Origin of the sequence: Nostoc sp. MS1 (genome assembly GCF_019976755.1) — a bacterium.
Lineage (GTDB): Bacteria > Cyanobacteriota > Cyanobacteriia > Cyanobacteriales > Nostocaceae > Trichormus.
On sequence record NZ_AP023441.1, the window covers coordinates 1,005,971 to 1,018,694 of the forward strand.

The following is a 12,724-nucleotide window of genomic DNA, read 5'->3' on the forward strand; positions in this document are numbered from 1 at the left end:
TTTTTGAATAAAACTCCTTACCCTTTAATCTTCTATAATCCTATTGCCTCTTGCCTGACTACGCAAATAATGTCAGATATCAAACCGGATTCCTATAGATAGTTGATAAGAGTAATCATTACGGATTATCTATTTAAAAACATTTTTATATTACTTTTTCCTACTGCCTAGTTGCCTCGATAGTCTTTGGTAGTTAGCATAAATAAACTGATTCAGTGCAGATCCCCCTAACTGATAGGCGCTTAATGAGTTGGCTGTTATGCCACTCGCTAAACTAGTATGATAAGTACTTTTGCTTATTTGTTATATGCTTCTTGCGGGGGTGTTTTAAGTATCAACATCCGTAGGAAACTAGATAAAAACCTAATATTCTCTGACAAATTTAAAAACAGCATCATCTACAAAAAAGTTAAGGAGGATTTATGCGTGCAGTGCTGATGGCAGGCGGTTCGGGAACGCGGCTTCGCCCGTTAACTTGCGATCTCCCCAAGCCAATGGTTCCAATTTTAAATCGCCCCATTGCTGAACATATTATTAATCTTCTCAAAAGACATCACATTACGGAAGTGATTGCTACTTTACATTATCTACCGGATGTGTTGCGAGACTATTTTCAAGACGGGAGCGATTTTGGTGTACAAATGACATACGCCGTCGAAGAAGACCAACCCTTGGGAACAGCAGGCTGTGTCAAAAATATTGCTGAACTTCTTGATGAAACTTTTTTAGTAATTAGTGGTGATAGTATTACAGATTTTGATTTAACACAAGCGATCGCTTTTCATAAACAAAAACAATCAAAAGCTACTTTAATTTTAACTAGGGTTCCTAACCCGATAGAATTTGGTGTAGTTATCACCGATGAAGAAGGCAAAATTAAACGCTTTTTAGAAAAACCTTCAACAAGCGAAATTTTTTCAGATACAGTTAATACTGGTACTTATATTCTTGAACCCGAAGTTTTAGAATATCTCCCATACAATACAGAGTCAGACTTTTCTAAAGATTTATTTCCCCTACTCTTAGCCAAAGATGAGCCAATGTATGGTTACATTGCTGATGGCTATTGGTGTGATGTAGGACACCTGGATGCTTATAGGGAGTCTCAGTACGATGCTTTAGAACAGAGAGTAAAACTAGACTTTGCTTATAGAGAAGATTCACCTGGTTTGTGGGTAGGACAAAATACTTATATTGACCCTTCTGCTGATATCGAACCGCCAGTAGTCATCGGGAATAATTGCCGTATCGGTGCAAGGGTACAAATAGAGGCGGGAACTGTTATCGGTGATAATGTCACTATTGGCGCTGATGCCAATCTTAAGCGTCCGATTGTCTGGAATGGGGCAATTATTGGGGAAGAAGCCCAATTAAGTGCTTGTGTTATTTCTCGCGGAACCCGTGTAGACCGCCGCGCCCATGTTTTAGAAGCCTCGGTTGTGGGTTCTTTGTCCACAGTAGGCGAAGAAGCACAAATTAGCCCTGGTGTTAGGGTTTGGCCGAGTAAGAAAATTGAATCAGGGGCAATTTTAAATATTAACCTGATTTGGGGTAACACCGCCCAGAGAAATCTATTTGGGCAACGGGGTGTGCAAGGCTTGGCAAATATCGACATCAGCGCCGAGTTTGCGGTAAAGCTAGGTGCAGCTTACGGTTCCACCTTAAAACCTGGGGCAAAAGTTGCAGTTTCCCGCGACCAACGCAACGTCTCTCGTATGGTGACGCGATCGCTCATTGCAGGTTTAATGTCTGTAGGTGTGGATATTCAAAACCTCGATGCTACAGCCATCCCCATCGCCCGGACAGTTATCCCCACAATGGGCGTAGCTGGCGGGATACATGTCCGGGTTCACCCCGACCGCGCCGACTATACCCTGATAGAGTTCATGGATAGCAAGGGAATTAATATTTCCAAAGCCCAAGAAAAGAAAATTGAAGGGGCTTATTTTAAGGAAGATATGCGCCGCGCCTTAACCCATGAAATTGGTGATGTCGCCTACCCCAGCCAAGTCATTGACCTTTACTGCACCGCCTTTGAGAAACTATTAAATGTTTCCACCTTGCACAACAGCCGGGCAAAAGTCGTCATCGACTACGTTTATGCTGTATCTGGCGCTGTTCTACCCCAAATGCTAGATAAATTTGGTGCTGATGCAGTCGTACTCAACGCCAGCTTGAATAAAAATGCTGTCACCACAACCGACAGAGAAGCACTGTTGACTCAATTAGGTCATGTGGTGGAAGCGTTAAAAGCTAATTTTGGTGTGCAGGTATCAGCCAACGGTGAACAGCTAATTTTAGTCGATGAATCAGGCTACCCCATTCGTGGCGAACTGTTAACCGCCCTGATGGTAGATATGATTTTGACCTCCAACCCCAGAGGGACGGTAGTTGTACCAGTTCATGCTTCTAGTGCAGTCGAACAAGTAGCCCGTCGCCACGATGGAAGGGTAATTCGTACCAAAGCCAACGCTACAGCCTTGATGGAAGCTTGCCAGAAAAACTCTAATGTAGTCTTAGGTGGTAGCGGTGAGACTGGCTTTATCTTCCCCCAACTACATCCTGGTTTTGATTCCATGTTCTGCATTGCCAAGATAATTGAAATGCTGACCATACAGGAGCGATCGCTTGCCACTGTAAGATCAGAATTACCCCGCGTCATCCACAGAACCCATACCATACGCTGTCCTTGGTCGGCTAAAGGTGCATTAATGCGTTACCTAGTAGAAACCCACCCAGCCCAAAATCTCGAACTCATCGATGGCGTAAAAATTCGTCAACCCTTTGATGACAGTTGGCTGTTAGTTTTACCCGATGCTAGTGAGCCATTAGTACATTTGTATGCTAATAGCAACGAACGCGACTGGGTAGATGAGACGGTGAGAGATTACCGTTACCGCGTCCAGAGTTTCGTGGAAAGGCAGCAAGAATATCACCCGGCGGAAGTGTAAATAACTTCTAAACGCAGAGGGAAACAAAGATTTCTCAGCGCCCCTCTGCGTTTCCACAGTTATTATTTGATTAAAATTAATATTTACTTTATAAGTCGTCTCTAAGTAATACAAGAAGTAATTTTTGGGGAATATTAATACAAAGAACATCAGAAACTAGAGTTCTAGCAGCACAGCTTCTGACAGTTGGATTTGTATGTTTTTTAATTCCCTGGCAAATTTCACTATGTTTCCTGAATCTGAGTATCAACAGTTGCAAGACTGTTTGCAACAGCGAAATCAGCTGATGGTTGATTTACAGAAGACACAACAAGCACTTCAAGAAACGCAGCATAAATTGCTGTTCTTGATGGAACGTAATCCTTTAGGCGTAATTCATTGGAATACAGCGTTCGAGGTGTCCGACTGGAATCCTGCGGCAGAATGTATCTTTGGTTACAGGAAACAAGAAGTTCTTAATCGTCATGGAGTAGGACTAATAGTACCTAGTAGATGTAGGGAGAATGTCAACCAATTAATTGCTGCATTACTCAAGCAAAAGGGAGTAACTCGCTGCACCAACGAGAATTTCAGGAAAGATGGCAAAATTATTACTTGTGAGTGGTATCACAGTCCTCTGATTGATGTTCAAGGAAATGTTACCGGGATTTTGTCAATTGTTGAAGACATTACAAATCACCAAAATAGCTGTAATACTGAAAGCCAACAAGTAGAAATAGCGCTAAGAAAATCTCTTAAAGAATTAGCAGATATAAAATTCGCTTTAGATCAGTCGTCAATTGTTGCTGTCACAAATCATCTTGGGATTATTGAATATGTTAACGATAAGTTTTGTCAAATATCACAGTATCAACCAGAAGAACTAATTGGTAAAACTCATAGAATTATTAATTCTCATTATCACTCTCAAGCATTTTTTCAAGATATGTGGCTGACAATTAGCCAAGGAAAAGTCTGGAAAGGAGAAATTAAAAATCTAGCGAAAGATGGCACATATTATTGGGTAGACACAACTATTGTTCCCTTGTTAGATGCTCAAGGTAAACCTCAACAATATGTGGCTATTCGTAATGATATTACTGCTTGCAAACAAGCAGAAGCACAACTCAGTAAGCAAGCAAAAGAACTGGAATACGCCCTGCAAGAACTGCAACATACTCAATTGCAGCTTATTCAAAGCGAAAAAATGTCTTCTCTAGGTCAACTAGTAGCAGGAGTAGCACATGAAATAAATAACCCAGTTAACTTTATTTTTGGTAATCTCAAACACGCCTACCAATATACTCAGAACTTATTGAAAATACTCAGCCTTTACCAAACCCATTACCCAGAACCAGCCGCAGAAATTCAAAAAGAAGCAGAAAATATTGACCTGGAATTTTTACTCGAAGACTTGCCAAAACTTTACTCTTCGATGACAGTTGGTGCAAACCGTATCAGCGAGATTGTTACGTCTCTACGTACCTTTTCCCGCTTGGATGAATCTGATTTAAAAGCTGCTGATATAAATGAGGGGATTGATAGCACTTTGATGATATTAGAACATCGACTAAAATCCCAAACAAATCGACCTCAAATTTTAGTTATCAAAGAATATGGTAATTTGCCTTTAGTTGAATGCTATCCTGGGCAACTTAACCAAGTTATTATGAATATTTTGCTTAATGCTATTGATGCTTTAGAAGAAAAATTTCAACACAAAAATCATGAGCAGGTAAAGCCTACTATCCATATAACTACAGAAATGCCAACTCCCAAACAAATCACTATCTGCATTAGAGGATGTTTGAAAAGTCGGGAAAGTAGTAAAAAAGCTCTCTCAGTATAAGCTGTAAATGAATAGTAAACAGCACCGAGAGAGCGACATGAGTAAAGCATACCCCAGCAATCTGACCCGTGACCAATATGAATTTCTCAGTGAGCTGATTCCAGAGGCAAAACCAGGAGGACGCAAGCGTGAAGTCGATACGTGGGAAGTTCTCAATGCAATTTTCTATATTTTGGTAGAAGGAGTGAGATGGCGAGGGCTACCAGGAGACTTTCCGCCCTGGCAGACAGTGTACACATATTTCCGTAATTGGCGCAAAGATGGGACGTGGCTGTTAATCCATGACAGTCTCAGGGAGTGGGTGCGAATAGACCAGGAACGACACAAGAATCCATCGGAAGCCATTATCGATAGTCAAAGTGTTAAAAGTGCGGCAATGGTGAGTCAAGACGTAGGTTTTGATTCAGGTAAGAAAATTAAAGGGCGTAAGCGATTTATCACAGTTGATACCTTGGGATTAGTGCTACGAGTCTTGGTCACAGCTAGCTGCCAATGTGGGTGAGCGCGCTGGCGGTCAACAAGTTCTCAAACGAGTCAAACAATCTCAGCCACAGTCTCGCTTAACAACCATCTGGGTTGATGGTGGGTTTGATGGAGAACCTTTCATGCAATGGGTTATGAATTTTTGTCGCTGGATTGTCCAGGTTGTGCTGCGACCAGAGCAAACTAAGGGCTTTGTTTTGCTCAAAAAACGTTGGGTGGTGGAACGCACTTTTGGTTGGTTTATGGGATGTCGCCGATTGGTCAGAGACTATGAATTATTGCCCGAAACATCAGAAACTTTTATCTACCTTGCAATGATCCGTATTATGCTGAAGCGACTGGCTTAATTTTTGACTTCCTAAAACTTTTCAAACATCCTCTTAGAGATAATGGGGTAGGTATGTCAGATGAAGTGCGACAAAAAATATTTGACCCCTTCTATACAAGTAAACCTGTAGGCAAAGGGACTGGTATGGGTTTATCTATTAGTTACCAAATTATTACTGATATGCACAGTGGGTCTTTACAATGTATTTCCTCTATGGGGAAAGGTGCTGAATTTATTATTCAAATTCCCATTCATCTAAAGAAAAACACCTAATACTGATTCTCTATGAAGTTCTGCCAGATAAATAATTTAGAGACGTTACACATAACGTCTCTACAGAAATTGTGCCTAATTAATTGTTAGTCAATTAAGCTTGTGTCACCTTCTCCTTCGCCAAGAACTTCTCTAGTTCCGTCAACGCATCAGCATCAACCTTAGTTTGCATAGGACAGAACTTAGGCCCACACATAGAACAGAACTCAGCAGTTTTGTAAATATCTGCTGGTAAAGTTTCATCGTGATATTCCTTAGCTCTTTCTGGGTCGAGGGATAATTCAAACTGACGGTTCCAGTCAAAGTTGTAACGGGCGCGGGAGAGTTCATCGTCTCTATCTCTCGCACCTGGGCGATGTCTAGCAATATCCGCAGCATGGGCGGCTATTTTGTAAGCAATTAACCCATTGCGGACATCTTCAGCGTTGGGTAAGCCTAAATGTTCTTTCGGTGTCACATAGCACAACATAGCAGTACCATACCAACCAGCCATCGCCGCACCAATAGCGGAGGTTATATGGTCATAACCAGGAGCAATATCTGTTACCAACGGCCCCAGCACATAGAAGGGTGCTTCCGAACATTCTTCCATCTGCTTTTTGACGTTAAACTCAATTTGATCCATTGGGACGTGTCCAGGCCCTTCTACCATTACCTGCACGTCATATTCCCAAGCCTTACGGGTGAGTTGTCCCAAAGTTTTGAGTTCGGCTAACTGGGCTTCATCAGAAGCATCGTGGGTACAACCAGGGCGGAGGGAATCACCTAAACTGAAGGAAACATCGTACTTTTTGAAAATCTCAATGATATCGCGGAAGTGGGTGTAAAGTGGGTTTTGTTTATGGTGATGCAGCATCCACCGCGCCAAAATACCACCGCCACGGGAAACAATACCAGTGAGGCGGCTTCTGACTAAGGGTAAATGTTCTATTAAAATTCCGGCGTGGATAGTTTGATAGTCTACCCCTTGCTGGGCGTGTTTTTCGATGATGTGGAGGAAGTCTTCGGCGGTGAGATTCTCAATTGTCCCGTGGACACTTTCTAAAGCTTGGTAGACGGGTACTGTACCGATGGGAACGGGGGAAGCGTTGATGATGGCGGTACGAATTTCATCTAAGTTACCGCCGCCGGTGGACAAGTCCATGACGGTATCCGCACCGTATTTCACGGCCAAGTTCAGCTTATCAACTTCTTCTTGAAGATTAGAAGAGTTGGGGGAAGCACCGATATTAGCATTTACTTTACATTTAGAAGCAATGCCGATCGCCATTGGCTCTAAGTTAATGTGATTAATATTTGCTGGGATAATCATTCTTCCCCGCGCTACTTCCTCACGAATGAGGTCAGCAGGTAGATTTTCCCTTTGGGCGACGTAGTGCATTTCCTCGGTGATGACACCACCACGGGCGTAGTGCATTTGAGTTACATTACTTTGCCCACGTCTTTTAGCAACCCATTCTTTCCGCATATTTAATTCCTCAATAAACAGCTTCCCTTCGCTGGTATTACCCAGTCTCAGGTGTTAAGGGTGTGATCTCAGCCTGTCGGTGCAAGCACCCCTAGCATGGATGTAGTTTAGCACCTTGTTTATGTTTGGGCGCAAGGGAGTTAACAATTTATGAGGTTTTAAGGTTGGTGGGTTGGTGGGTTGGTGTTTTGGATGTAAAATACTTTTTGGCTCACGCATTCGCGTAGCGTCTGTCTACGACACGCTGCACGAACGTAGAGAAGGCGCAAAGAAAAAGAAAAAAAGGAAGCGATCGCTTCTATAATTGTTCAGGGTCAATGCCTAGCTGGCGTAGCCGTTCTGCTAAGTGTTCTGCTCGTTGCTTTTCTTGTTCTAGCTGGAGTGTTAATTGGTGCGTTTGAGTAGTTAGCCGCAGGCATTGCTCTTCACTACTGAGTAACAAATTTCCTTGAGCATCCCACCAGCGTAACCAAGGGGCTGTCATATTATTATACTGACCTTGCCAAATACCTAATTCAACCCCCATCGCGGCAATAGAATAATGTCCCCGTTCATTTACTGGTAAGAGTTCATAGCGACCATCTACTAAGTGATAAACTTCTACAGTGGCTTTGCTTACTTCATAGATGCCATAAAATGGGACTCTAATCGCCTGCTCATACACCCAAAATTTTCCAGTCAAAGGGGTTTTGTCTCGTTCTTCTGAGCCACCACCAGAGGCAAATTCTAGTACAATCAATGGTGCAACGTACTCTTGCCATAACACATAAGAACGCCGAAACTTACCATTTAGCATAGGTGGTACATTCGGCACATAGAACCAATCTGGTGCTTCAGCGCCTCTTTCTGGGGGTTCGGTTAAACGCCAGTAAATACCACAATCTTGACCGATAGCATATTGACCATCGGGATGTAGTTGCTGTAATACGCTAGTAATTGAGTCGGTCAGTAGGATACTTTGAGGATGTTCTTGAAAATTTTTCACGAAAGTACCGTCTGACTCTGGTAACTCAGTGTGGTCGGGAAGATGAGTAATGCCTAGTTCAGAAGGTTTAGCAAGGGTCATAGAACTTGGGCGCGTTTAAAGACTCTATTATATTTTAGGCTGAAAGTGGGTAGATGAGCGAGAAGGGGCAGACAAGGGAGACAAGGGGGTAAATAATATTACTACTTCCTGCCTGTTGACTAATGACTAATGACCAATGACTAATGACTACCGATACATCATTTTTCACAAACCCTATGGTGTCTTGAGCCAGTTTACTCAAGAATCTCCTAAACACGTAACCCTAAAAGAGTATATTGATGTCCCTGATGTTTATGCTGTGGGTCGTTTGGATTGGGATAGTGAAGGGTTACTTTTATTAACAAATAATGGCAGGTTGCAGCATCGTCTATCTGACCCGCGTTTTGGTCATGAAAGAACGTACTGGGTGCAGGTAGAACGTATTCCTGATGAGGAGGCTATACACAAGTTACAAACAGGGGTAGAAATTCAAAATTATCGCACGCGACCAGCAAAGGTCAGGTTATTATCAGATGAGCCGAATGTAAGCGATCGCAATCCGCCAATTAGATTTCGGAAAAATGTTCCCACTGCTTGGTTAGAAATGACTTTGACTGAAGGTAAAAACCGTCAAGTCCGGCGGATGACTGCGGCTGTAGGGTTTCCGACTTTGCGGTTAATTCGGGTGAGTATAGGACATTTACATTTGGAAGGTCTGCCTTTAGGTGAGTGGCGTGACCTTACTTCCTTGGAACTAAAGCTACTACAAGATTCGTCTTTTAGGTAGGGGATAGTTGACAGTTGACAGTTGACAGAGGTTAAAGCCTTCTCCCATCTCCCCCCACTCCCTCATCCCCAAAACTCTCTTGCTGATATCTGCAATCTTTAGCTAATATGCGTCACAATTAATACTGCCACCAAAATTCACTGGTGAAACCACAATTTTTGTAAGTCTACTGTAGGCAGAGGCGGCCAATTGTGGCACTTTGGATATTAGTGGCTAGAAGCACCTCGGAACGGGAATTAAGGAACTTCCACTATGCTAATTTGCCCCCAGTGTGAATTTGAAAACCCTGATGCTAACAAGTTTTGCCAAAAATGTGGTGCTTCTTTGTCCCACAAAGTTTGCCCTCAATGTAGTGCTGAAGTGCCTGTGAATGATCAAAATTGTCATAATTGTGGTGCGGAGACTGGGACAATGTGGCGAGCAATTATTGGAATTGGAGAAGAGCAACAACAGAAGACGGAACTGTCTACATCATTTGTCTTGAGCGGTTCTTATCTAGACAAGGAACAGCGTTATCAAGTCTTGGAAGTGCTATCAACCGAAAAAAATGAGGTTAGCGCCAGGGTCTTGGACTGTCAACCATATCAAGTGTCACCAATCGAAGCAATATTAGCTCATCAGCAACAGGGGGTAGTCGCTTCCACAGTGGAAGGCGCTGGTATTCCTAGTTTGGCTAAGGCTTACATGGTCTTACAATCTCAAAAATACCCACAAATTCCGCAAATTCATGATGCTTGGCAGGACGGCGATGTGCAGATACTCCTCATTGAAGACCGTTCTCACTGGGAGCCTTTACTAAATCTTTGGCGTAAGGAAACGACCAGTTCGTTAGAAATTATCCACTGGTTTGCGCAAATGACTCAACTTTGGGCGCTACTAGAACCAGTGAGTTGTCAAGATAGTTTGTTAAAGCTGGAAAATTTATGTCTAGATGAAGACCAAACAATAGCTTTACAAAGATTGTATGTGAAACCAGCTAATGAAGATTCAGCAATTGCGGTTAAGGCGGAAACAGCAGAAGAAGACGATATAACCTTACCCTTATTAGGGCAACCTGCAAATGTACAGGCTTTAGGACAAGTTTGGCACGCACTATTTAGGGAATCTCAGCGCACTCAGTTTGGTTCTATTATCCAGATTTTAGGAGATTTAGAACAGGGTAAGATTCAAACGATCGCTCAATTGCGATCGCGTTTGCAAGCAGTCGCCACAGAACTAGAAGCAACCACAAACCCAGATTTTCAGCCAATGGAAGAACAACAAACAAATACGCCAACCTTCTTGCAATTGGATGATGTAGAAGATACATCCAGCAGAGGTGATGACGCACCGACGGTAGTTTTATCAGTACAGTTAAGCAGCTTGGAAGATGCAGGACGTACTGATGTTGGTCGTCAACGTAATCACAATGAAGACTACTTTGGCATTGAAACTAAAGTCGAGAAAGTAGAATTGCCTAGAAACCGCACTTTACAAGCTCATGGTTTATACATTCTTTGTGATGGGATGGGAGGACACGCAGGCGGTGAAGTGGCTAGTGAGTTAGCAGTATCTACCTTGCGCCAATACTTTCAGCAATCTTGGACTAATAATCAATTGCCAACGGAAGATAATATTCGTGAGGCAGTTTACCTTGCTAATGGGGCAATTTACGAGCAGAACCAACAAGAAGCCCGTTCCGGTGTAGGGCGTATGGGTACTACCTTGGTAATGCTACTAATTCAAAATAATCAAGCAGCCGTTGCTCATGTGGGTGATAGCCGTCTTTACCGTGTAACTCGTAAGCAGGGTTTAGAACAAGTAACGGTAGACCATGAAGTCGGTCAAAGGGAAATCAACAGAGGTGTAGAAGAAAGTATCGCTTATGCCCGTCCTGATGCTTATCAACTTACCCAAGCATTAGGTCCGCGTGATGAAACTGCAATTAACCCCGATGTGGAATTTTTTGAAATTAACGAAGATACTTTGCTTGTTCTCGCTTCCGATGGGCTATCTGATAATAACTTAGTAGAAACTAACTGGCAGACTCACCTACTGCCCTTATTAAGTTCCAGCGCTAACTTAGAGCAGGGCGTTACACAATTAATTGATTTAGCTAACCAATATAATGGTCATGACAACATTACTGCTATAGTTGTCCGGGCAAAAGTACGTCCGAATCTGGGGGATAATTCGTAATTCGTAATTCGTAATTAAAAATCAGAGTGTGGAAGATGAGGGAGAGTTGACAGTTGACTAGTTGCTTCCACTGTCCACTCTCTCCCCTCACTCCCCCATCTCCCCCTACTCTCTACTCCCCACTCCCTACTCCCTAACTCTTACACAGGTTGTATTGTGGTCACTCTGACGCTGCTAGAACCGCAACAAAAAACACCCCTAAAGCAGTGGTGCTTTGAAAATTCCACCGTGATTCGCATTGGTCGCGCGGCGGATAATCATGTAATTTTGACTGATAGCTTGGTTTCCCGACATCATCTGGAAATTCGGCAAATTAGTTCTGCTGGCGGCGGTTCATGGCAGGTGATCAGTAAGGGAACAAATGGTACTTTTCTTAATGGCGTTCTAGTAATTCAAGATTCTTTGCCCAATAATGCCCTCTTGCAACTGGCGCAGGGAGGGCCGATTATTCAATTCCAAACTCAGGAGACGATACCACCAGAATGGAAATCAGTTGCGGCTGGAGATAGCCCAATAGGAAAAAGTTCTCTAGAATTAAACAATCCGGCTGGTTTGGCTGTTACTTGTAGCCATGAAGGTAATTCGCCACAAAACTTATTTTGTATTCATTGTGGACAACCGCTTTCGGTCATCCAAACCATTCGCCATTACCAAGTGTTGCGAACCTTGGGTCAAGGCGGGATGGGAACTACCTACTTGGCTTGGGATGCAGCCGGGGTGATTGCTGGACACCCTAAACTGTTGGTATTGAAGCAAATGAATGCCGATATGGCAAGAATTGCCAAAGCTCAAGAATTATTTGAACGGGAAGCTTACACGCTCAAGTCTTTGAACCATCCAGGTATTCCCCAGTATTATGATTTTTTTGTGGAAGGTGGGAAAAAATATTTGGCGATGGAGTTAGTGCATGGGCAAGATTTGGAAAAACGCATCTACGCCACTGGCCCGGTGATTCCCAGCCAAGCGATCGCCTGGATGATCCAAACCTGCGAAATCCTAGATTATCTCCACAGCCAAGAACCGCCACTCATCCACCGCGATATTAAACCAGCGAACTTGATGGTGCGGACAGCCAATAATCAAATAGCAGTCCTAGATTTTGGTGCGGTGAAGGAAATCGGCACTACCCCAGGCACACGAATTGGTGCAGAGGGTTATTGCGCCCCAGAACAAGAACGAGGACAACCTTTAACCCAATCTGACCTATATGCGATCGGCCCCACGTTAATTTTTCTCATCACCGGCGATAGTCCTTTCAAGTTTTACCGCCAAAAAGGACGCGCTTTCCGCTTTGATGTCAGTAAAATTCCCACTGTCACGCCCAAGCTCAAAGATTTAATTGACCGCGTTACCGAACCCTTACCACGCGATCGCTTTCAGTCTGCCAAAGAACTAGCTGCGGCTTTAGCTGCTTGTAAGTAA

General features: G+C 43.2%; 7 protein-coding genes, 2 pseudogenes and 1 riboswitch. Of the genes and pseudogenes, 7 read left to right on the plus strand and 2 right to left on the minus strand.

What is annotated here, in order from left to right:
• The first annotated feature begins 422 nt into the window (after nucleotides 1–422).
• The 4 genes and pseudogenes from NSMS1_RS04360 to NSMS1_RS04375 all read left to right on the plus strand — a co-directional run.
• The gene (locus tag NSMS1_RS04360; protein ID WP_224091435.1) at nucleotides 423–2,951 is read left to right on the plus strand and encodes a mannose-1-phosphate guanyltransferase; all 2,529 of its coding nucleotides are present in this window, start codon (nucleotides 423–425) and stop codon (nucleotides 2,949–2,951) included.
• A 226-nt stretch (nucleotides 2,952–3,177) separates the two neighbouring features.
• Complete coding sequence (locus tag NSMS1_RS04365) at nucleotides 3,178–4,779, plus strand: PAS domain S-box protein (RefSeq protein WP_224091436.1); 1,602 nt, start codon at nucleotides 3,178–3,180, stop codon at nucleotides 4,777–4,779.
• Between the two features lie 37 nt (nucleotides 4,780–4,816).
• A pseudogene (locus tag NSMS1_RS04370) lies at nucleotides 4,817–5,609 on the plus strand (IS5 family transposase).
• Nucleotides 5,610–5,641: 32 nt separating this feature from the next.
• A pseudogene (locus tag NSMS1_RS04375) lies at nucleotides 5,642–5,863 on the plus strand (sensor histidine kinase); the annotation flags it as partial.
• A 94-nt stretch (nucleotides 5,864–5,957) separates the two neighbouring features.
• On the opposite strand, the gene thiC reads toward NSMS1_RS04375, so the two are convergent.
• Nucleotides 5,958–7,331, minus strand: coding sequence for a phosphomethylpyrimidine synthase (gene thiC / locus NSMS1_RS04380; protein ID WP_224091437.1), 1,374 nt, complete (start codon nucleotides 7,329–7,331; stop codon nucleotides 5,958–5,960).
• Between the two features lie 6 nt (nucleotides 7,332–7,337).
• Nucleotides 7,338–7,434: riboswitch (TPP riboswitch) on the minus strand.
• A 195-nt stretch (nucleotides 7,435–7,629) separates the two neighbouring features.
• The gene (locus NSMS1_RS04385) at nucleotides 7,630–8,397 is read right to left on the minus strand and encodes a Uma2 family endonuclease (protein WP_224091438.1); all 768 of its coding nucleotides are present in this window, start codon (nucleotides 8,395–8,397) and stop codon (nucleotides 7,630–7,632) included.
• Nucleotides 8,398–8,533: 136 nt separating this feature from the next.
• Here NSMS1_RS04385 and NSMS1_RS04390 point away from each other — a divergent pair, with 136 nt between their 5' ends.
• From NSMS1_RS04390 to NSMS1_RS04400, 3 genes are all read left to right on the plus strand, one after another.
• Nucleotides 8,534–9,124 (plus strand): rRNA large subunit pseudouridine synthase E, encoded by a 591-nt coding sequence (locus tag NSMS1_RS04390; protein ID WP_224091439.1) that lies wholly within the window; start codon nucleotides 8,534–8,536, stop codon nucleotides 9,122–9,124.
• Between the two features lie 252 nt (nucleotides 9,125–9,376).
• On the plus strand, nucleotides 9,377–11,302 hold the full coding sequence (locus NSMS1_RS04395) for a serine/threonine phosphatase (protein ID WP_224091440.1): 1,926 nt from the start codon (nucleotides 9,377–9,379) through the stop codon (nucleotides 11,300–11,302).
• Nucleotides 11,303–11,458: 156 nt separating this feature from the next.
• On the plus strand, nucleotides 11,459–12,724 hold the full coding sequence (locus NSMS1_RS04400) for an FHA domain-containing serine/threonine-protein kinase (protein WP_224091445.1): 1,266 nt from the start codon (nucleotides 11,459–11,461) through the stop codon (nucleotides 12,722–12,724).